The organism is Candidatus Pedobacter colombiensis (genome assembly GCA_029202485.1).
GTDB lineage: Bacteria > Bacteroidota > Bacteroidia > Sphingobacteriales > Sphingobacteriaceae > Pedobacter > Pedobacter colombiensis.
Genome location: CP119313.1, coordinates 2,602,872 through 2,624,195, shown reverse-complemented (window position 1 = coordinate 2,624,195; position 21,324 = coordinate 2,602,872). Strand labels below are relative to the sequence as shown.

Here is a 21,324-nt window from a genome sequence, read left to right as displayed (position 1 = left end):
AATATTAATTATTATCGACTTCAATATAGCTAAATTCTAAAACTGCAAGTTCGCCCAGAATAATCTGGTCGCCTTCCATTAATATGTGACCCAGTTCGGTTACATTTAATTTTACCGGGTTATGCTCGCCAAGCGACCTGATTTTTACCTTGTTTCTGGGAGGTATGCCACCTTCGTCTGCAAATAACAGAAACGAGCCTGTATTGCTATCCCATTCAATATGTGCATGTTGCCTACTGATGAATTTATTAGCTTCATTGAAACTGGCGTCAGGAAATGCAATATGGTTGATGCGGAAAAAGCCATCGCTAACCTGTACCTTATGTTCTCTTCCAATATTGATTTTACCATTTTCAGGACCAATTTTATAGGCCATTTTCTCTGACTCTCCATTCAAAGTACGAATGTAAGCTGTTTTAGATTTGGTCACTACCACATGTTCCGGCGTTCTGATATAAAGGGAAGCATTGATGCCCTTCAGTTTTATGGCATCACCAGGCAATTCTTCTACAAAGTTGATTTGCATGGTCCAGTTTTGAGGCAGGTCAATAGCAAAATCATCTGCTATGCGCTGTATTTCATTTTTAAAACGGCCTTCATCTTCGGCAAATACCGCTGATTCGTACATGAATTTCTCTGCCGGTAAGCAGCCGATAAGCAAAGCCAGACCTTTAATATGTTTGCCTTCGCCACCTTCAAGCTTTTGTAATTCTTGTTTTATAGCCGTTAGCAATAGCTCTCTAATGGCTTTTACATCCTGTGGTGGCTCCGGATTACGTTTGTTAAATAGATTAAACATATCATGTCTATTTTAAAATTTTATTCATTCTTTTCCTTACTCAAATACCCTAATTTCAAGAGGGCAGGTATCACGTGTTGTCCTGCTAGTTTTACAGCTTTACTAGATCCTCTTGTAGATTCTATCCTGATACATACTACGATATGACCTTTTCCATTTGCCCTTGGTGCAAAAAAAGTATACCATCCATCGTTGATTTTCTGATCTTTCCAGATCCGTTCGGGGGTTCCTGTTTTTCCAGCCACCTTTAAGCCTAACGTATAGGTTTTATTTTCACTTTGCTTAAGCATATAACCGGTGATCAGATCTGCATATTGTGGATCGTTAGCAATTTTTATAGCAGGATTAACTAAGGTGGCCGAATCACTGATTTTTAAGACGTAACGATTGGCAACCAGTTTACCTTTATTGGCTACACCAGATACCAGCCGGGCTACGGCAGCAGGAGTAGCAATCAGTTCACCCTGTCCCCATGCCATTCCTGATATTCCTTTTGCTCTTGTACGGCGAATACGTGCAGGATCATATTTAGGCTTGGTATTAAATTCTGTTTTTTCCCATAAGGCCCTCCATTTGTCCTCCTGTTTAAGGTTATTCGTATCTCTATCGTAATAATAGCCACCAACTCCGCGTAAAAACATACCTGTTTTTAAGTATAGCGTAGCCATTTCATTTTGGAGGTGCTCTTCATTCGCAATTTTAATAAAATACACGTTGTTAGATTTTACCAATGCACGTTCCAGATTAATGCGTCCGGTTTCATCAGGTTCAACACCCTTAGTTCTAATGCGCTCTTCAGAACTTACCGTAAATACCCTATTTGCGGCATTAGGACCTAATTTATTAAAGGCCGCCATTGTAGTCAACACTTTAGCCGTTGATCCCGGTGGTGTGGCCGTAGTAAAGCCTAAATCTGCAGTAGTATACCAACCAGTTAGCTTATTTTGCTCGGTAATAGGCATATTTAGCAAATCCCAGTTTTTAATAGGGGGAAGTGGGTAAACTGCCGAAGCCAATACATCACCAGTTGCATCTTCCATAATCACTACAGATACCCTGCTGTTTCTTATGGCTGTATCCTGCGCCATAGTATTTTGAATGCTGGTCTGCAAGCCAGCATCTATGGTCAGTTTTACATCTCTGTTTCTTCTTTTAAATGCTTCAACTTCAGCGCTGTTAATGCCAGATAGTAAAAGTGGAGCAAGAGCTGTATAATCCCTTTTACTTACTGTCATTTCCTTTACACCTTTTGGCAAGAAACGGTCTTCGTGATATTTATTGGCATGCGTATTAAATGAAACTGTAGGAGTCTTAAATCCTCTCAGTTCTGCCGCATGTTCATATTCTGCAAAGTAGCCATTGGTGCTGCCATTAAAAACACCGGTATTGTTATCTCCAACCCAAAAGAAGAGTTGTTCCTCAAATGGATAATATCGATCAACGCGCTTATGCTCGGCCGAATCTAAATCATAATTAATCCCTGCTGCATGAAGTTCGTGCTGCTGTTTTCTGATGTGCTCAGGTTTACTCGTGGCCAGAATACGTCCATTTCTGTCATACAAATCACCTGCTGCCAGTTTGTTCATCAATATCGCGATCCGCGGATTATAGCTGAACATGCGGGCACCACTTTTGTCGGCTACCAATGCAGGTTGTACTACCCATTTCTCATTGTGGGTGATGTAGTTAGATACAGTCATCGTAAGTAGTATGATAGCTATAGTAGCAGCAAGCAATGCCGGCACGAGATTTTTATCTTGTTGTTTGGTGATGTAAGCCATTTGCACGGTTGTCCCCTTAACTTTCGATACAGATAGTAAAAATCCTGCAGCCAACATATTCGCTACCAAAGACGAGCCTCCATAGCTGATAAAGGGGAGGGCAACACCAGATAGCGGCAATGCACCTGTTGAGCCTCCGGCAATCAATAAAAACTGTATAAACAAACTAATACCTACACCTGCACATAAATAAAACAGGAAGGGCATTCCGGTTTGCCGGCCAATAAGTATGGCGCGATGCAGAAATATCAGGAACAATATAAAAATGCCAATGATACCTGTCCAGCCAAACTCTTCGCCAATAGCAGGTAAAATCATATCGGTATGGGCTTCGGGAATGGTTTTCGCAAAAGCCTGACCAACACCCTGACCGCTAATCCCTCCGCTGGCAATTGCCCAGATGCCATTGGCCACCTGGTCGCCACCATAAACCTCGTTGTTCCAGGGATCTTGCCATATTGATTTACGCTCTGTAAGCCTGTTTACCGGACCCGGAATTAATTTATCCAGATAGGGCACCTGATCGATGAGTAAAAAAGCAGCCATGACCATAACAATCATGATGGCCGATTCGCTGGTCTTTTTATTGATCACCATAATTAGCGATACCAATACAGCTGTAACGAGCGTAGCGATCCAGACGTTCAGGAACCAGGCACTAAATACATAGATAATGATAGCAGTAACCATCATCATAAAATCGCCGCGCGAGAAAGAAAACAGAATGATAAAAGTAAAGCAAACCACCATTGCAGGTCCCAGGTCTCCCAGTAACAAGTACATTAATATGGCAACCACCATGGCAAATAAAGCAAAGGAGAAGAAAATCCAGCGTTTGCGCCAGCTACTGTACTCGGTGATAAATCGCTCGTTGGAGGCAAAAAAGCCAGCCAGGAACAAGATAATACCGTATTTTACGATCTCGCTGGGTTGTACACCAAACAAGTTTACCTTTACACCGCTGCCTTCCGGACCAGTGCCAAATATGATGGTCATGGCCAATAGACACAAGGCCATTATTGCCCATTGCCAGCCCTTAGCTTTGCTGTATGCATTTTTTACCAGTAACATCCTGTACCAGCGGGAGTCTACATTGAACTTACGCATCTGTATCGACAACATGATGCAGATACTGAATACCCCTATGCCATAAAAAATAAGGCTGTCTCTGGCCAAAAATCTATCTCGTAAAGGATCTTGCAGACTTAACAAAGTAAGAAAGGAGATACCCGTCATCAACATAATGATTGGTAGGATCAGCTGGTCTGCTTGCGGGTATTTTACACTCATTAAAAGATGCAGTAGAAAGAAGCCTGCAAAAAAAGAAACAGCAATGATCCAGTACCATTTATTGTAATCTGCCGGTGTTCGCACAATCAGCGATTTTTCTTTCTTAAGGATTTTAAAGTCCCTGGTCGAAAACAGCTTAATACTATGTGGCGACTGTCGGAAATTTAGCGTAGTATTCTTATCTAAATCTTCTAAGCCCTGGGATCTGCCAAACTGAAAGCCCGGCTTTAACGGAAGTACCCCATATGCCTTATCGTCAGGCAGATGTTGAAAGTTATATTCGCCATTTGCATCTGTGCGCAGATAAGCAATAAAATCATTGACCACATCAGCTTCAGTATAGGCTGTATCTTGTGGTAATATCATTTGTAATCTAACTAAGACTCCTGATGCCGGTTTTCCTGCAGTATCAACGATCTTTCCCTTTATGCCATAGTTCCCTTTTGCAAAATCCTTTTGTGCAGGCAATTGCTGTGGTCGCTGTTGTTCTTCTTTATATTTTAGAGAGTCTGATCCGGTAAAGCCCAGCAATAAACGAGAAGCAATAACACGTTCTTTAAAGTTTTTTCCACCCTGTGTAAAAGCGATGTCGGCTGGCACAAAAAACTTGCGTTTATTGAGTTCGCCAATATTGTCAATCGCTTCTTTATACAATGGGATACCACTTGTGACCACATTTTCAATCAGATCGATATCCTTTTTGTCCTCAAAGTAATAGCCTTTATTCAACAGGGTTTTAATTTGTTTACCGGGATTAGCAGCATTGATATTCACCATTGTTCCATTAGCCAGTCGCTGAGGTACATCAGCGAAATTTTGCTGCTGGGCATGGTATAGCGTAACAAACAAAGCACCCAAGACAAGAGTAATGAGCAGTAAGAAGATACGCTCAACCTTTCTATTGGGGGTGGTAATTGATTGTTTGCTCATATTCACTATTTGTTAGGTTTTACAGCCGGAGCATCCGTTCTGATGAATTGTACATTTTTTAGCAATACACCTTTTCGTTGCAATGCGCTCACAGTATCAAAGTTCTCCAAAGTAAAGTTTTCCAGTAAAACGCTTTTATTGGTAGCTTCAATTAAAAAAGGTTGTCCTTTGTATCCTGAGTCGCTTTTTAGGGTGATTTTGCCTGAAGCTTTCAAATACAAGCTATCTCTGGTTATTTTAATCGGTTCGCTAATCAGTATAGGTGATTTAAACACAGAATCATCCAGTATCAAGATGTTTCCGGTAAGTTTGTTCAGGGTGTCCTGCAACTTTAAGGCCTGAGCATTTTTAGCATATAGTGTAGAATCTACTTTTGGATGTGGTTCATTATTGGTGTCGCCGGATGATTGTTTCCATAAAAAATACGTTATTGCTGCCAGTACTACAAAAGCTATAAAAATCAATAAGGGGCTTATCGGGGTTGCTTTATTTTGTATGGATTGTTCAGTTTTGACAGTTTCAACTTGTTGTTCCGTTGTTTTTTCCTGAGGAGTTGTTGTTTCAGTTATTGCTGGTAAAATTTTATCCTTCTTAGGGCGAGCCGCAGGTTTTGTAACTTCGTGAACGAATGCTGCTTTGTTATTTTTGACAAGCACTATCGTAATGTTATCAAGACCCCCATTTTGGTTAGCTGCATCAATAAGCTCGATACCCTTTTCTTCAAGTTCAGTGTCTTTTAAGAGTACATCGGTGATGGTTTGCTTATTCACCATATCTGATAAACCATCACTGCATAGCAGGATCACATCACCAGGTAAAAAAGGAGAATTTCCTGTTTCTATATAATCTTCCTGCACGCCAATATTGCCTGCAAAGCCTAATGCTTTATTGATCTCATTACGCTTGGGATGTTGCATGGCTTGCTCCTCGGTTAGGCGTCCCGAATCTTCCATGAAGCCTACAAATGACTGATCTTTAGATATTTTTATTAAAGAGCTGTCGCGTAGTAAATACAAGCGGGTGTCGCCAACATGGGCATAATGGAATTGGTTATTTTTAAGGTCTGCCAGCGCTACAGTCAGCACACAAGCCATGTCTTCATATTCCTTGTTTTCCTGTTTTGCGGCAAGGATCTGATCATTTGCCTCGGTAATTGCTGACTGCATTAATAGCGATAAGTCACCACCTGGCTTGTCGATCAGCTTTAATATCGTGTCTCGGGCAATGGCCGCTGCAACTTCACCACCGGTATAGCCACCAACCCCATCTATTACACAGGCAAGGACAAATTCTGTCCCCGCTATTCTTTCGGCAATAAAGGTATCTTCATTATTGCTGCGTAATTTTCCGGTATCAGTTATTCCAAAATAATTTCTATCCATTGTTGCTGTTTGGATTTTTAATAGCCACAAAGTGCGCGATCAATAAGATCACACAGATTAGCAGTAACGCTACAGATAGGCATTGCGACATAAACTAGGCTTTAAATATATTAACACCAATAATTCCGTTCAGGATGATTCTGGAATTTACGGGGAGTTCGGTCCATTTTGGATCATCGGGATTGCTTCTTTCAACCAGATTTTCGTTCAAAATCGTCTTTTCTCCGAAAGAAGAAAGGAAAAATTTATTTTCTGTTTTGCTGTAACGGATTTGAAGATGTGGTGAGTTTACCCATTCTGATGGGATCTTAAAGATATTTCCATCCATTCTTGTTTCCTCATTACCTGAAACCGTGATGTCATTAGATTTCATCAGGTATTCCAGTTTTTGTCCAGAAAAGGCTTTATCCGGCAGGGTAGTCTCAAATCTGGCTAGTAAAGTGTTTTCCTCAACAACTTCCTGCTTGGGTGCAACTTTTAAGTTGGCCAGATAGGGGATTTCGTAATACCCTTCGCTATAGAAGATAAAATCCTTTAACAGATCGTTGCTGATATCAAATGTTTGTGCCAATCCGGTTTGCCGAGGGATAAACGTAACCCTTAGATTCTCTTGTTTCTGCGCACCATCGGGCATTAATTTACCAATAAAACCCTTATCTCCTGACTTATAATCCGGATGTGAAACAAAGCGAAAAACCCATTTATTGCTAGACGGTTCGACTCTTTTACCCGTAGCAGCATAGTCGTTCAATATTTCGTAAAACTTTTTTACAGATTCCTGTGCAATGAGCCCGAATAAGCCGTTTTTATTGTCCATAAATGTACGGTAGTCATCAGTATTCAGGCAAATAATAAACTCATGGTAGAAAACTATGCGCTCGGCAAATGAAAGCTCTGCGATAGATTCCTTGAATTTATCTATGATGTATTTATAAACTGTATCTGGGGTAAGTGGTTGTGATTTAGCTGTCGGAGCGGACTCATTGTTGCTTAAAAACCAATCCTGTATTCCTATTCTTTGCCAAAAAGAAGGTTTTTCTTCCATCTATAAGGGGTTAATGTTCTGGTGCAATTGCTATATAACGGTAAAGCTAGTTAATTCAGTACAAAAATTACACGCTAATATAGCGTGATAAATTGTTTGTTTACGCAGTGTGGAATTTTAATTAAAACATATTCTTCATTTTGATGTTCATCATTGGACAAAATTTTAAAAGTATAATACAATGGAAAAGATCAGCGCACATACAAATGCATTAAACTGGTTTGAAATACCCGTTATTGACACCGCAAGAGCGAAAAAGTTTTATGAGTCTATTTTTGATATTAAGATGGATACTCAGGATATGATGGATATGGAAATGACATTTTTTCCTTTCGACATGCAATCTCAGAACGGTAAGGTTTCGGGTGCTTTGGTAAAAAGCGATATGCACAAACCTGGGTTAGAGGGTACAATTGTTTACCTTAATGCCAATCCTACCATTCAGACGGTGATCGATAAGATTGAGCCTGCCGGTGGTAAGGTGGTTATGCCTAAAACATTAATCAATGAACAAGTGGGGTACATGGCGTTCTTCATAGACCCTGAAGGAAACCGTATGGCATTACATGCCGGTGGTTAAAAAAACAGCCCCGAAAAGTGCTAGACAATCGGGGCTGTAAAAATTATACGTTTACGATTTCTAGGTATAACCCAGAATCTTTAATACCTGTTTACTGTTTTGTTCTTCGCCAAACACTTCAAAGTTGAAGGTCTCATCCCGATTACGACGGATGATGACGTGTTTAGGGCTAGGCAATAAGCAATGGTGTATACCACCATAACCACTCAATACTTCCTGATAAGCGCCGGTATTGAAGAAACCTAAATATTGAACTTTACGTGTTTTAGGCATAAACACACTATTCATGTGTGCTTCCTGATTGTAGTAATCCTGTCCGTCACAAGTAATACCACCAAGGTTTACCCTTTCGTATTCTGCATCCCAGTTGTTGATCGGAAGGAGGATATATTTTTGGTTCAATGCCCAAACATCCGGTAAATTGGTAATGAATGATCCGTCAAGCATCAGCCATTTCTCTCTGTCGTTCTGTTGTTTACGTCCTAATACCTTGTATAAAATACCGGATGCTTCAGCTACGGTGTATTTACCAAATTCAGTAATGATATCCGGTTCAACAACATCATGTTCCGCACAGATTTCTTTAATCCTTTTCACAATTTCGTTTACCATGTATTCGTAATCGAAATCAAATACCAGTGAATCTTTAAATGGCATACCACCACCAATATCCAAAGTATCCAGTTCAGGATTGATCTTTTTAAATTTGCAATATAGCGTTACATATTTTTCCAGCTCGTTCCAGTAGTACGGAGAATCTGTAATACCCGAGTTGATGAAGAAATGCAATAGTTTAACCCTAAAATTAGGGTTTGCAGCGATTTTATTGTTATAAAAATCTATTACATCTTCCAAACGAACACCTAAACGGGAAGTATAGAATTGTGAATCCGGTTGTTCCTCAGCCGCAATACGGATACCCAGGTTACAAGGAGTGTCCATTTCCACTTCATCATCAAAAAGGTTAAATTCCTCTTTGTTGTCTAACACCGGGATGATGTTTTTATAACCATCATGCAACATATCAATGATATATTGCTTGTACTGATAGGTTTTAAAACCATTACAGATTACCGTAATATCCTTGGTCAGGGCGCCTTTTTTCTCCAACGCCTCAATCATTGGCATATCAAATGCAGAGGAAGTTTCGAGGTGGATGCCATTTTTAAGGGCTTCTTCAACAATATGTCTGAAGTGCGAGCTTTTGGTACAATAGCAGTATTTATAATCGCCACGATAGTTGTTCTTGATGATCGCTGTCTGGAACAACAATTTGGCCTGCTGAATTTTCTTACTGATCATAGGAAGGTAAGTGAAACGCAATGGCGTGCCATAGGTTTCAATCATTTCCATCAGATTGAGGTCTTGAAAATATAATTCGTCGTCTATTACGCTGTAACCTTCCTGAGGGAAACCAACACTTAGATCAAGAAATTCGGAGTAACTCTGCATTTTTTTATTTTTGAACTATTATTTATAAGGTTTGGCAAATTAAAATAAGTTAATTTTGGGGTCAAAGATAAACACTTTATAAAATACACCCGTATTTTTTTTATGACTAAGACTTTAAAAATTATTGAGGTAAAATCTGAGATCGGCGCCGGCACACGTGGGGCCAGTTTAGGGGTGGATGCAATTAAGATTGCTGCGCTTGATTTTGGAAGCCGTTTTTTTAAAAAACATAAGTCTGTAGAAGTGCCTACAGAGAATCATTTATTGCTTGAAAGTACCGGTAGCCCATTTGCAAAGCGGATTTCAGGAATATTGACGATGGTAGAACGGGTGAGCGACGAGGTAAGTTCGACCTTAGCAAAAGGTGAATTTCCGATCGTATTAGCGGGCGACCACAGTACTGCTGCAGGTACCATTGCAGGGATAAAAGCCATGTATCCGAAGTCGAAATTAGGGGTAGTATGGATTGATGCGCATGCAGATTTACATTCTCCTTACACAACGCCATCGGGGAATATGCACGGAATGCCGCTTGCGATGGCACTTGATGAGGACAATTTAGACGCAAAAGTGAATAAGCTGGATCAGGAAACGATTAATTACTGGTATCAACTTAAAAATGTGGGTAAGATCGCACCTAAGATCAATTACCGCGATCTGGTGCTGATTTCGGCCCGGGATATGGAACGGCCTGAGGAGGCATTGATCAAGAAGCATAAGGTTAAGATCGTTACTACTGCAGACCTTAGAAAAAGAGGGGTAGAACGGACTGTAATTGAGACACTTCAGTATTTAGATCATTGTGATTTGATCTATGTTTCTTTTGATGTGGATTCACTTGACCCTACAGCTTCAAGAGGGACGGGTACTCCGGTAGCACAGGGATTAACGGAAAGGGAAGCAGGCAAGTTAATGTCGGGCCTGATTACCAATCAGAAGGTTTGCTGCTTCGAAATTGTAGAAGTGAACCCAACCTTAGACCGGGAAAACCAGATGGCAGAGCATGCCTTTGAAATTTTAATTAAAGCAACTAACGCTTTCAGAAACGAATAGTAGATTTGGGGATTATTAGCATATGAACATCGAACATAATATTATAGCTGCAACTGTAGCAGCAGTAAAAGAGTTATATCAGCAGGATTTACCTGAGAACCAGGTGAATTTACAGGATACAAGGACTGAATTTGAGGGACAGATCACTATAGTGGTATTTCCTATAGTGCGTTTCTCCAAAAAATCACCGGAGGCTACGGCTACCGATCTGGGCGAATATTTAGTCGCAAACCTTGAAGAGGTTACTGCTTTTAACGTGGTTAAGGGCTTTTTAAACCTGAGCATTGCCGATGCTTATTGGGTAAATCTATTTAATACTACTTTGTTAAACCCTTCATTTGGTTTATTTAAATCCAATGGCAAAAAGGTGATGGTCGAATATTCATCACCAAATACCAATAAGCCTTTGCATTTGGGCCACGTCAGAAATAACTTATTGGGTTATTCGGTGGCAGAATTGCTTAAAGCGAGCGGTTACGATGTGATTAAAGTAAACCTGGTGAACGACAGGGGGATTCATATCTGTAAATCCATGCTGGCCTGGCAGAAATGGGGCAATGGCGAAACACCTGAAAGCTCGTTGATGAAAGGTGATCACCTTGTAGGGAAGTATTATGTAGTTTTCGATAAGGAGTATAAAAAAGAAATTGAGGCTTTAAAGCTGGAAGGGCAAACAGAGGAGGAGGCTAAAAAGAATGCATCTTTAATTAAAGAAGCGCAGAAAATGCTTCAGGATTGGGAAGCTGGCGTTCCGGAAGTGATTGAACTCTGGAAGACCATGAACGGTTGGGTGTACGACGGCTTTGCTGTTTCCTATAAAAACCTGGGTGTTGATTTTGATAAGTACTATTACGAAAGCAATACCTATTTATTGGGTAAGGGTACAGTTGATGAAGGGCTTGAAAAAGGAGTTTTCTTTAAAAAGCCGGACGGTTCGGTATGGATTGACTTAACTGCTGATGGTTTAGACCAAAAATTGGTTTTACGTGCTGATGGTACATCTGTATACATTACTCAGGATTTGGGTACTGCCCAGATGAAGTACGACGATTTTAAAATGGATGAGTCGATCTACGTGGTGGGTAATGAGCAGGATTATCATTTTAAGGTGTTGTTCTTGATTTTAGAAAAGCTGGGTAAAAGCTGGGCTAAAGGTTTGCACCATTTATCGTATGGCATGGTAGATTTGCCAAGTGGCAAGATGAAATCGCGTGAAGGAACTGTTGTTGATGCGGATGATCTGATTGCCGAAATGATAGAGACCGCTAAGGCTAAAACGGAAGCCTTGGGTAAGGTAAATGATTTTGAGGATGAAGAGAAGGAGCGTTTGTACTATAATATCGGTATGGGTGCTTTAAAGTACTTTTTGTTGAAAGTAGAACCTAAGAAAAGATTGCTGTTTGATCCTGCAGAGTCTATCGATTTTCAGGGAAATACAGGTCCTTTTATACAATATACGCATGCAAGGATTAAATCATTATTGCTGAAAGCAGATTATGATTTTGCCAATGCAGGTGTTGTAGGTGCAGCAATTACAGCTACAGAGTTAGAAATGATTATGCTGTTGGCTAAGTATCCTTCAGAGATTCAATCGGCTGCGAAGACGCATAGTCCGGCAGTTTTAGCTAACTACTTGTATGAAGTAGCTAAGCTATTCAATAAGTTTTATCATGAGACCCCGCCGATTATTAAGGAAGAAAATGAGGCTGTTAAGCAGCACCGTTTAAACTTAAGCTTTGTAATTGCGGAGGTTTTGAAAAAAGGTATGCGTATTTTAGGAATTACGGTTCCGGAAAGAATGTAGTTATGATCATCCATTTTTATAAACTAATCAAGATTTCCCATGATTACAAATGATACTATAGTCGCCTTATCAACCCCGCCTGGAGTGGGTGCTATAGGTGTAATCCGTCTTTCAGGAAAAGATGCCATTGCCATAACCAATTCTGTTTTTAGTGGTAAAGATTTGCTTAAGCAAGAATCGCATACCATACATTTTGGTTTAATTAAAGACGGTGATGTGGTTATAGATGAGGTGCTTGTCAGTTTGTTTGTAGCGCCAAAATCGTATACCAAAGAAAACGTGGTGGAGATCTCGTGCCATGGTTCCAATTATATTATCCAACAGATCATTAGTTTGCTGATCAGAAAAGGGGCTTCTGCTGCTAAACCGGGTGAATTTACTTTAAGGGCATTTTTAAATGGTGGCTTGGATCTTTCTCAGGCTGAGGCTGTAGCAGATTTGATTTCGTCTGACTCGGCAGCGGCACATAGTGTGGCGATGAATCAGTTGAGAGGCGGTTTTAGTACGGAATTGAATGTATTGCGAGAGCAGCTGATTCATTTTGCTTCGATGATTGAGCTGGAGCTTGATTTTGCAGAGGAAGATGTCGAATTTGCAAACAGGGATCAGTTACAGGCATTGATCGAGAAGATTATTGTGGTGTTGAATAAGCTGATCCGTTCTTTTGAATTGGGGAATGTGATTAAGCAAGGGATCAATACGGTAATTGCCGGTCGGCCTAATGCGGGTAAGTCGACCTTGTTGAATGCTTTGCTGAACGAGGATCGTGCTATTGTAAGTGAAATTGCAGGTACAACCAGGGATACGATTGAAGAGGTACTGAATATTAATGGCATCAACTTCAGGTTGATTGATACTGCTGGTATTCGTGAGGCTACGGATACGATTGAAGCGATTGGCGTGGAGAAAACCATGCAGAAGATCAATCAATCGGCGGTGTTGGTTTATTTGTTTGATGTGCTGAACCTTTCTGCTACTGAAATTCATGATGATATTAAAAGGTTGCACAAGCCGGGGATGCCATTTTTGGCGGTTGCCAATAAAATGGACCTTTCCTATAGTGACAGATTAAAGGAGCTTAAATTACCTGCGGACATTCATTTTATTGCTATTTCTGCTAAGGAAAACCTTCATATTGAAGAGTTGAAGCAGCTGTTGTACGATACAGCAGTAGGAGATCAGTTGTCTGATAATCATACCATGGTTACGAACATCAGGCATGTAGAGGCTTTGCAGAGAACCAGGAGCGCTTTAAATAGTGTAGCCGAAGGTTTAGTTAATCCGGTGACTTCTGACTTCTTAGCAATGGATATTAAGCAGGCGCTTCATTACCTTGGAGAGATTACAGGACAGGTTACTACCGATGATTTGTTGGAGAATATATTTAGCAAGTTTTGTATCGGAAAGTAAGAGCACAAAATATCAGAGAATGAAATATAGAAAACCCCACTGAAATATACTTCAGTGGGGTTTTTGCTTTGCGCCTTTAAACACGTCTACATACTTTTGTATGTATTTAACTTATTTCAGGTGAGTTCAAATATAAAGATCAATACGATTTGTCAATACTGCGGGAATGACTTCATTGCAAAGACAACTGTAACCCGATATTGCTCCATGAAGTGCAATAGAAAGACCTATAAGCATAAAATCATGCAGGGGAAATTACAGGGCAAAGAACAACGGATGTTTGAAATCAAGGCCAAACCAATGATAGAACTCAAAGCAAAAGAGTTCCTTTTGGTTAGGGATGCTGCAGTGTTACTAAACAGTTCCAGACAAACTATTTATAGTCTTATAAAAGCAGGGAAAATTAAGGCTAAAAATATCCTGAAAAAGAAAACGCTGATTCCGCGTATAGAAATAGATAAACTATTTCAACAGGAGCCAGGGGTGCCATTGATTACCTTAAAGAAGCCAAAGCCACTCAAGGTAAAGGATTTCTACACTATTGGTGAAGCTGAAAAAGTAACAGGGATGTCTTCGAAAGCTTTACATTCTTTAATCTTAAAACACAATATTCCCAAGTTCCAAAAGGGTGCTCATGTGTATATTGAGCTTATTTTGTCAATATTTGTCGTTTTATCGTTTTTTGCATTTCACGTTTTGTAACGCATCTGTAGATCAGGTGCTTCTAGAAATTTAGTCATGAACATTTATAAAGTTATTTGGCTATTTGCCTAATAGATTGGCATATTTTCGACTATGCAGCCCCTCAATACCAATTGTCTATCATGGAATCTATGACATTTCGATGTATATTATGGTGAACGAAACAGAAATTGCAGAGCGTGCATTAGCGCAATTGGCAGATTATACCGGTCTGATGGGTACATAAAATTTAATGAGTGACCAGTTAGATAAGGATATTGATGGATCTATTGATTTGGATTTGGGAAGTACTCACCTGCGGCACGGAATGCGGTAAGCATCTAAGACATTTAATGACATTTTTAATAATGTCAACTTCTGTTGTTTTTAAATTTAGAAAAGAAAAGTCAAGATTTGTGCTACTCAACTCTGTTTAAGCTCAACTACTTTTGTAGTATAAAGGGAACAATTCTAAATAATTGAAATCTGCATGTTGAAGTTAGCTTATATCCTGTTTTTACAAATTTGCCTCTTAACTATCTCATATAGTTATGGCAATTGTGCCGAAAAGAGGATAAATAGTAAGGTAACAACTGAATCAGTTCTTGAGGCCTTAACTCCCAATAAGGCTAAATTTGAAAAAGCGTTATCAGATTCTAGTCAATTCGAATTTATCTTATCGGAGGATACTTTTGAAACGAATGAATATAGTAGTCATTTGTTTGGATCTCCACTTAATTTAAATGGTATAAGTTTAAGTGATTACTATTTTATTTATACAGAAGGTATAAAATTGAACAATCAAGGACTATTGGAACGAAACATTATTCCTTTTCGAAACATATCAAGAAATATCCTGTTTCATAACTTACAAATCCGTTTTTAAAATTGAAATTAAGCACGTTTATTTTGTAATAAAATTAGATTCGTTTTTAATTAAAATTAGAAAAGAGTACTGAAAATTTTATTTTAATTGGACAACACTTATGTCTTTAAGTGATCATTAAATTTTTCGCAACAAATAAATAGTTATAAGTCTTCGCCAAAAAAGATGTACTTCTAGACTTATCTATTTGGAAAAGTCGCTATTCCTATCGTTTTAAGCCGTTTTTATTACATCTAAAAAAATCATAACTAATCTAAAAGAGATCAGTTATGGGGATTTCAATACTACACGCGATCATTTTTTAAACTAAACTAAAATATATTATTATGCATCTAACACCAAGAGAAATTGAGAAGCTAATGCTGCATACTGCAGGTGAACTAGCGCAAAAGAGAAAAGCCCGCGGCTTAAAATTAAACTATCCTGAAACCATTGCTCTTATCAGTAGTGAATTGTTGGAATGTGCCCGCGATGGTAAGACAGTAGCCGAATTAATGCAATACGGCGCTACACTTCTTCGCAGAGAAGATGTGATGGAAGGAGTTCCGGAAATGATTCATGATATACAAATTGAAGCAACATTTCCAGACGGAACTAAACTGGTAACAGTGCACAATCCGGTACGATAACTATAAAAACATACTATTATGATTCCAGGAGAAATTATCCTTAAGGATAGCGATATCATTTGTAATGAAGGTCGCGATACAATAAAAATTAAAGTTACAAATACTGGTGACAGACCTATACAAGTAGGTTCCCATTTTCACTTTTTCGAAGTGAATCGAATGATGTCTTTTGACCGGGAAAAAGCATTCGGAATGAGATTAAATATTATTGCCAGTACAGCTGTGCGATTTGAGCCAGGCGAGGTAAAAGAGATTGAATTAACTGAATATGGTGGAGGTCAGCGCCTTTTTGGTCACAACAATTTAGTTGATGGAGACTTATCTCCACAAAATAAAGCTGCTGCATTAGAACGATTAGAAGAAGGGAAATTTAAAAATGTAAAATCATGAGTTTAGAAGTAACCAGGAAAAATTATACCAGCATTTTTGGTCCAACGGTAGGAGATCAAATACGTTTAGGAGATACCGACCTTATTATAGAAATTGAAAAAGATTTCTGCTCTTATGGAGATGAAGCAAAATTTGGCGGTGGAAAAACAATTAGAGATGGCATGTGCCAATCTTCAACAGCTTTGCGTGACGAAGGCGTTCTTGACTTTGTAATTACGGGTGCCACGATTATTGACCATTGGGGAATCGTAAAAGCAGACATCGGAATTAAAAATGGAAAAATTATTGGAGTTGGTAGAGCAGGAAATCCAGATATTACTGATAATATCACCCCTGGAATGATCATCGGGGCTTCAACAGAAGTTCATGGAGGACATGGCTATATAGTTACGGCTGGAGGAATTGATACACATATTCACTTTATTAGCCCTACCCAAATGGAAACTGCTTTGTATAGCGGTATTACCACAATGATAGGTGGTGGAACAGGTCCTGCGGATGGGACAAATGCTACGACTGTTACACCAGGAAAATACAATATTAAGAGAATGTTACAGGCTGCAGAAGCTTTCCCGGTAAATGTTGGCTTCTTTGGAAAAGGGAATGTGGCTATGGAAGCTCCAATTGCAGAGCAAATTGAAGCAGGAGCATTAGGAGTAAAAATCCATGAAGATTGGGGAGCAACACCAGCAGTGATAGACGCTTCTCTAAAAGTTGCGGACAAATATGATGTGCAAGTAGCCATTCATACCGATACGCTTAACGAAGGAGGATTTCTTGAAGATACGATGAATGCAATTGCAGGACGTGTCATTCATACTTTCCATACCGAGGGAGCTGGTGGTGGTCACGCGCCTGATATTATCAAGGCAGCGATGTATCCAAATGTATTGCCCGCATCTACAAACCCTACCAGACCTTACACTACAAATACGATAGATGAACACTTAGATATGTTGATGGTTTGTCATCACTTGAGTCCACTAATTCCAGAAGATGTAGCTTTTGCTGATTCACGTATTCGTCCTGAAACTATTGCAGCCGAAGATGTACTTCAAGATATGGGCGTATTTAGTATTATGAGTTCCGATTCTCAAGCGATGGGTCGTATTGGTGAGGTAATTACCCGCACATGGCAAACGGCAGACAAGATGAAGAAACAAAAAGGTCATTTGGCAGAAGATCACGAAAACAAAAACGACAACTTCCGTGCAAAAAGATATGTTTCAAAATATACAATCAACCCTGCAATTGCTCACGGAATATCCAATCATGTTGGATCGATAGAAGTAGGTAAGATTGCTGATTTGGTAATTTGGAAACCAGCCTTATTTGGGGTAAAACCAGAGATTATTGTAAAAGGGGGCTTTATTGCGGCAAGCAAAATGGGTGATGCTAATGCCTCTATTCCAACACCACAACCTATTATTATGCGCAATATGTTTGGAACATACGGAAGAGCATTGACAAAAACTGTTTTCACATTCGTATCTAAAGCAAGTATTGATAATAATATTGCCGAAGAATATGGTTTGGAAAAAACCTTATTAGCGGTTTCAAACTGTAGAAACATTGGTAAAAAAGATATGATTCATAACAATGCTACACCAGAGATTATGGTAAATGCTGAAAACTATACTGTGACAATCGACGGAGAGAAAATCACTTGCGAACCAGTGAATAAACTTCCATTAGCACAACTATACTTCCTGTTTTAATTAAAGCAATAAAACAAGCAATCGAACATTTATAGCAGGAATAAATGGGTCAACACTCGGATTGGGAGTTTCAAAAAATATCTCCCTTAAAAAGAAAAAAGAATGATTATACAACAGGTAATCGGAAACACGCAAACACAATCAATTGAAGGCCTGGAGGTTGATTTACTGGAAATAGAATGGTTTGAAGCTACAAAGAGAATTCAGCGTAGGCGAACAAATGCAGGGATGGAAATCGCTATTAAGTTCACTCAGGAAGGACAACGATTGCATCAAGATGATATTCTCTATCAAGATTGCAAAAAAGTTGTCGTAGTGCATATCAAACCTTGTGAAGCGATAGTAATGACACCTGCATCCTTATTAGAAATGGGCACCATTTGCTATGAAATTGGAAACAAGCATCTTCCATTATTTATTCAGAACGATCAGATTATGATGCCTTTTGAAATGCCAATGTTTCGATGGCTGGAAGCCAGTGGCTACTCACCTGAAAAACAGAAAATACAACTTTTGCATTTGCTGAAATCAAATGTAGCACCACACGGACATGGTAGCACGTCACTATTTACTAAAATTCTAAATATAGCAGCTTCAAATGACTAATATAGAAAACACCTATTTAGGAAGTCTACTTCATTTGGCAGATCCTACTTTGCCTATTGGAGGATATTCCCACTCCAATGGATTGGAGACCTACGTTCAGGTTGAGGTGGTATGTACTGTAGCTTCAGCGAAAGTATTTGTTACAAACATGTTAATGTATAACATTAAATATAATGATGCAGCATTCCTAAAACTAGCGTATGAAGCAACAGCTAATAATGATTTAGAAACTATAATTAAACTTGATCAAGAATGTAGTGCTTTAAAGAGTCCACGTGAGTTACGAGAGGCAAGCCAAAAACTAGGGATTCGATTAATTAAAATTTTTCGCAGACAAAAGGCTTTTGATATCATTAATGACTATGAAAAAGCAATTGCGAACAAAGAAGCTAGTGCACATTATTGTATTGCCTTTGGGATGTACGCACAGTTATTAGAAATACCACTTGCCGAAGCCTTATTTGCATTTTATTACAACGCAGCCATTGGGATGATTACCAACTCGGTTAAGCTTGTGCCTCTTGGACAATTGGAAGGGCAAGATATTTTATTCGAACTTCAATCCCTTATTAAAAAATTAGCAAAAGAAACATTAACAATAGATAGAGCGCTTGTGGGACTTTGCAATATCGCATTTGATATTCGCTGCATGCAACACGAGAGGCTTTATTCAAGATTATACATGTCTTAAAAAACAAGAAAAAGAAAAATGGAAGAAAGAAAATATGTAAAAATAGGAGTTGCGGGACCAGTAGGATCAGGAAAGACAGCATTATTAGAACGTTTAAGCCGAAAAATGCTAAACGATTATAATTTAGGAGTAATCACCAATGATATCTACACTAAAGAAGATGCAGAATATATGGTGAAAAATAGTCTTTTGCCAAAGGATAAAATCATAGGAGTAGAAACAGGAGGTTGCCCTCACACAGCAATTCGTGAAGATGCCAGTATGAATCTGGAGGCTGTAGACGAATTGGTTTCGCGCTTTCCCGATATCGAATTAATCCTTATCGAAAGTGGTGGAGATAACCTTTCTGCAACCTTTTCACCAGACCTTGCTGACGTGACTATTTTTGTAATTGACGTTGCCGAAGGAGAGAAAATCCCTCGCAAAGGTGGTCCGGGCATCACAAGATCTGATTTACTTTTGATTAATAAAATTGACTTAGCGCCTTATGTGGGTGCAAGTCTCGAAGTGATGGAACATGATGCAAGGAGAATGAGAAAAGGAGCGCCATTTGTGTTCTCAAACCTTAGATCTACAGAAGGAATTGATGAGGTTATAGGATGGATCAGGAAATATGCATTGCTGGAAGATGTTGAAGAACCAAATTTAATCCGATAATCGAATGCTAAGTACCCTAAAAATTGAAGTAGAAGAACGGGAGGGACAATCATTTTTAAGAGATGCATACTTTACGCAGCCTTTCAGGATTACTCCTGTGGGACAGTATAAATCAGATGGAGCTTCGTATTTGATGATCATGAGTTCATCGCCGGGAATTTTAAGTGGTGATGCCTATGATATTCAAGTGAATGTCAAAGAAAATGCACGTTTGCAATTGCAATCTCAATCCTACCAGCGATTGTTTAATATGGAAGGTAGTGCTTCGCAAATCATGAGTGTCAAAATCGATAAAGGAGCTTCATTTTCTTATGTACCACATCCCGTTGTGCCTCATGAAGGTTCTACTTTCAAAAGTCATAACAAGATTAACATCGAAGATGATTGTGAGCTAACAATAAGCGAAATCATTACCTGCGGTCGTAAACATCACGGAGAAACTTTTAAATACGCTCATTTTCAGAACTTACTGGAAGTATATCACCACGATCGACTCATTTTAAAGGACAATGTCCTGTTAAGACCAGATATTATGCCCTTATCGGCTATGGGTTTACTGGAAGGCTTTACGCATCAAGGAACTTTGGTCTATCTAAATACAAAAAATGAAGATGTGGAAGATCATATCGAATACTTTTTTAAAGAATTAGAAGAATTGGAAAATGTCTCATTTGGAATCAGTGCGCTTGAAGCCAGGGGTTTTGTCATTAGAATTCTAGGCAACGGAGGAGAGCAGATGTTTGATTTCTTCAGAAAGGTACAGAGCGTGCTTTGGGAAGAAAAAATAGCAATACTAATTTAAGCAGCTTATGGATTCAAATTTAATAGCATTATCAATTACAGCCATCAGTATCAGTTTTTTTCATACTGCTTCGGGTCCTGATCATTATTTGCCATTTATTGTTTTATCGCGTTCACGCAAATGGAATATGTCCAGAACAATTATGCTTACCATTGTTTGCGGTTTAGGACATATTCTGAGTTCAGTAGTTTTAGGACTTGTTGGAGTTTTCTTAGGCTGGCAAATCAATAAAATAACATTTTTTCAGGATTTCCGCGGTAACATTGCGAGCTGGGCGCTGCTTTTATTTGGCGCAATTTACTTTTGTTATGGGCTTTGGGCTGCTTACAAAAATAAAGCACACAAGCACTTTGATGTGATGGGGGAAGATGTATTTGTGTATTCGCACAAACACGGGGAAGTGGTTATGCCTGCAAATCGAATTAAAGTAACCCCATTGGTGTTATTTGCCATTTTTGTGATGGGGCCAAGTGAACCACTGATTCCCCTGCTATTCTATTCAGGATTGAATCGTTCCGTTCCGGAAATTTCCACTCTTATCGGTGTATTTACACTAAGCACAGTTTTGACTATGCTTGGAATGGTACTTTTGGGAGTTTATGGATATTCTTTTTTCAAAACAGAAAGATTCGAACGTTATACTCCTGCAATTAGTGGAGCAGTAGTTTTAGCATGCGGTGTTGGGATGGTCTTTTTTGGTTGGTAATTCAAACAATTTTTTACTTGTATAAATATAAA

At 39.1% G+C, this 21,324-nt stretch carries 19 protein-coding genes; 14 read left to right on the top strand and 5 right to left on the bottom strand.

What is annotated here, in order from left to right; translation table 11 throughout:
- Positions 1-4: 4 nt before the first annotated feature.
- The 4 genes from P0Y49_11205 to P0Y49_11190 all read right to left on the bottom strand — a co-directional run bounded on the left by P0Y49_11205 (position 5) and on the right by P0Y49_11190 (position 7,227).
- On the bottom strand, positions 5-799 hold the full coding sequence (locus P0Y49_11205) for an FHA domain-containing protein (GenBank protein WEK21702.1): 795 nt from the start codon (positions 797-799) through the stop codon (positions 5-7).
- Positions 800-819: 20 nt separating this feature from the next.
- Positions 820-4,800, bottom strand: coding sequence for an FtsW/RodA/SpoVE family cell cycle protein (locus tag P0Y49_11200; protein WEK21701.1), 3,981 nt, complete (start codon positions 4,798-4,800; stop codon positions 820-822).
- A gap of 5 nt (positions 4,801-4,805) precedes the next feature.
- Positions 4,806-6,182 carry a protein phosphatase 2C domain-containing protein gene (locus P0Y49_11195; GenBank protein ID WEK21700.1) on the bottom strand — a complete coding sequence of 459 codons (1,377 nt, stop codon included), beginning with the start codon at positions 6,180-6,182 and terminating at the stop codon, positions 4,806-4,808.
- A gap of 94 nt (positions 6,183-6,276) precedes the next feature.
- On the bottom strand, positions 6,277-7,227 hold the full coding sequence (locus tag P0Y49_11190) for a hypothetical protein (protein ID WEK21699.1): 951 nt from the start codon (positions 7,225-7,227) through the stop codon (positions 6,277-6,279).
- 181 nt (positions 7,228-7,408) lie between these two features.
- On the opposite strand from P0Y49_11190, the gene P0Y49_11185 reads away from it, so the two are divergent.
- A complete protein-coding gene (locus tag P0Y49_11185) occupies positions 7,409-7,807 on the top strand; it encodes a VOC family protein (GenBank protein WEK21698.1) in 399 nt (132 codons plus the stop codon).
- A 60-nt stretch (positions 7,808-7,867) separates the two neighbouring features.
- Here P0Y49_11185 and P0Y49_11180 read toward each other — a convergent pair whose 3' ends face one another.
- The gene (locus P0Y49_11180; protein ID WEK21697.1) at positions 7,868-9,259 is read right to left on the bottom strand and encodes an arginine decarboxylase; all 1,392 of its coding nucleotides are present in this window, start codon (positions 9,257-9,259) and stop codon (positions 7,868-7,870) included.
- A 102-nt stretch (positions 9,260-9,361) separates the two neighbouring features.
- On the opposite strand from P0Y49_11180, the gene P0Y49_11175 reads away from it, so the two are divergent.
- The 13 genes from P0Y49_11175 to P0Y49_11115 all read left to right on the top strand — a co-directional run bounded on the left by P0Y49_11175 (position 9,362) and on the right by P0Y49_11115 (position 21,292).
- Entirely contained in the window at positions 9,362-10,312 is a 951-nt protein-coding gene (locus P0Y49_11175; GenBank protein ID WEK21696.1) for an arginase, read from the top strand.
- 22 nt (positions 10,313-10,334) lie between these two features.
- Positions 10,335-12,116 carry an arginine--tRNA ligase gene (gene argS / locus P0Y49_11170; protein WEK21695.1) on the top strand — a complete coding sequence of 594 codons (1,782 nt, stop codon included), beginning with the start codon at positions 10,335-10,337 and terminating at the stop codon, positions 12,114-12,116.
- A gap of 39 nt (positions 12,117-12,155) precedes the next feature.
- Positions 12,156-13,526, top strand: a complete 1,371-nt coding sequence (gene mnmE, locus P0Y49_11165) for a tRNA uridine-5-carboxymethylaminomethyl(34) synthesis GTPase MnmE (protein WEK21694.1) — start codon at positions 12,156-12,158, stop codon at positions 13,524-13,526.
- A gap of 120 nt (positions 13,527-13,646) precedes the next feature.
- The gene (locus P0Y49_11160) at positions 13,647-14,228 is read left to right on the top strand and encodes a helix-turn-helix domain-containing protein (GenBank protein WEK21693.1); all 582 of its coding nucleotides are present in this window, start codon (positions 13,647-13,649) and stop codon (positions 14,226-14,228) included.
- 76 nt (positions 14,229-14,304) lie between these two features.
- Positions 14,305-14,454, top strand: coding sequence for a hypothetical protein (locus tag P0Y49_11155; protein WEK21692.1), 150 nt, complete (start codon positions 14,305-14,307; stop codon positions 14,452-14,454).
- Between the two features lie 965 nt (positions 14,455-15,419).
- Positions 15,420-15,722 carry an urease subunit gamma gene (ureA, locus tag P0Y49_11150; protein WEK21691.1) on the top strand — a complete coding sequence of 101 codons (303 nt, stop codon included), beginning with the start codon at positions 15,420-15,422 and terminating at the stop codon, positions 15,720-15,722.
- A gap of 18 nt (positions 15,723-15,740) precedes the next feature.
- The gene (gene ureB, locus P0Y49_11145) at positions 15,741-16,112 is read left to right on the top strand and encodes an urease subunit beta (protein WEK21690.1); all 372 of its coding nucleotides are present in this window, start codon (positions 15,741-15,743) and stop codon (positions 16,110-16,112) included.
- Positions 16,109-17,830, top strand: a complete 1,722-nt coding sequence (gene ureC, locus P0Y49_11140) for an urease subunit alpha (protein WEK21689.1) — start codon at positions 16,109-16,111, stop codon at positions 17,828-17,830. Before ureB ends, ureC begins: the two co-directional genes overlap by 4 nt.
- 102 nt (positions 17,831-17,932) lie before the next feature.
- Positions 17,933-18,436: an urease accessory protein UreE gene (ureE, locus tag P0Y49_11135; GenBank protein ID WEK21688.1), complete on the top strand. Its 504-nt coding sequence runs from the start codon at positions 17,933-17,935 to the stop codon at positions 18,434-18,436.
- Entirely contained in the window at positions 18,429-19,127 is a 699-nt protein-coding gene (locus tag P0Y49_11130) for an urease accessory protein UreF (GenBank protein WEK21687.1), read from the top strand. Before ureE ends, P0Y49_11130 begins: the two co-directional genes overlap by 8 nt.
- An 18-nt stretch (positions 19,128-19,145) precedes the next feature.
- The gene (gene ureG, locus P0Y49_11125) at positions 19,146-19,784 is read left to right on the top strand and encodes an urease accessory protein UreG (protein ID WEK21686.1); all 639 of its coding nucleotides are present in this window, start codon (positions 19,146-19,148) and stop codon (positions 19,782-19,784) included.
- 4 nt (positions 19,785-19,788) lie between these two features.
- Complete coding sequence (locus P0Y49_11120) at positions 19,789-20,586, top strand: urease accessory protein UreD (protein WEK21685.1); 798 nt, start codon at positions 19,789-19,791, stop codon at positions 20,584-20,586.
- 7 nt (positions 20,587-20,593) lie between these two features.
- Entirely contained in the window at positions 20,594-21,292 is a 699-nt protein-coding gene (locus tag P0Y49_11115; GenBank protein ID WEK21684.1) for a hypothetical protein, read from the top strand.
- Positions 21,293-21,324 lie beyond the last annotated feature (32 nt).

Coding starts and splice junctions, on each gene's coding strand:
- P0Y49_11205 (WEK21702.1), bottom strand. CDS start 799: ATGTTTAATCTATTTAACAAACGTAATCCGGAGCCACCACAGGATGTA.
- P0Y49_11200 (WEK21701.1), bottom strand. CDS start 4,800: ATGAGCAAACAATCAATTACCACCCCCAATAGAAAGGTTGAGCGTATC.
- P0Y49_11195 (WEK21700.1), bottom strand. CDS start 6,182: ATGGATAGAAATTATTTTGGAATAACTGATACCGGAAAATTACGCAGC.
- P0Y49_11190 (WEK21699.1), bottom strand. CDS start 7,227: ATGGAAGAAAAACCTTCTTTTTGGCAAAGAATAGGAATACAGGATTGG.
- P0Y49_11185 (WEK21698.1), top strand. CDS start 7,409: ATGGAAAAGATCAGCGCACATACAAATGCATTAAACTGGTTTGAAATA.
- P0Y49_11180 (WEK21697.1), bottom strand. CDS start 9,259: ATGCAGAGTTACTCCGAATTTCTTGATCTAAGTGTTGGTTTCCCTCAG.
- P0Y49_11175 (WEK21696.1), top strand. CDS start 9,362: ATGACTAAGACTTTAAAAATTATTGAGGTAAAATCTGAGATCGGCGCC.
- argS (WEK21695.1), top strand. CDS start 10,335: ATGAACATCGAACATAATATTATAGCTGCAACTGTAGCAGCAGTAAAA.
- mnmE (WEK21694.1), top strand. CDS start 12,156: ATGATTACAAATGATACTATAGTCGCCTTATCAACCCCGCCTGGAGTG.
- ureA (WEK21691.1), top strand. CDS start 15,420: ATGCATCTAACACCAAGAGAAATTGAGAAGCTAATGCTGCATACTGCA.
- ureB (WEK21690.1), top strand. CDS start 15,741: ATGATTCCAGGAGAAATTATCCTTAAGGATAGCGATATCATTTGTAAT.
- ureC (WEK21689.1), top strand. CDS start 16,109: ATGAGTTTAGAAGTAACCAGGAAAAATTATACCAGCATTTTTGGTCCA.
- ureE (WEK21688.1), top strand. CDS start 17,933: ATGATTATACAACAGGTAATCGGAAACACGCAAACACAATCAATTGAA.
- P0Y49_11130 (WEK21687.1), top strand. CDS start 18,429: ATGACTAATATAGAAAACACCTATTTAGGAAGTCTACTTCATTTGGCA.
- ureG (WEK21686.1), top strand. CDS start 19,146: ATGGAAGAAAGAAAATATGTAAAAATAGGAGTTGCGGGACCAGTAGGA.
- P0Y49_11120 (WEK21685.1), top strand. CDS start 19,789: ATGCTAAGTACCCTAAAAATTGAAGTAGAAGAACGGGAGGGACAATCA.
- P0Y49_11115 (WEK21684.1), top strand. CDS start 20,594: ATGGATTCAAATTTAATAGCATTATCAATTACAGCCATCAGTATCAGT.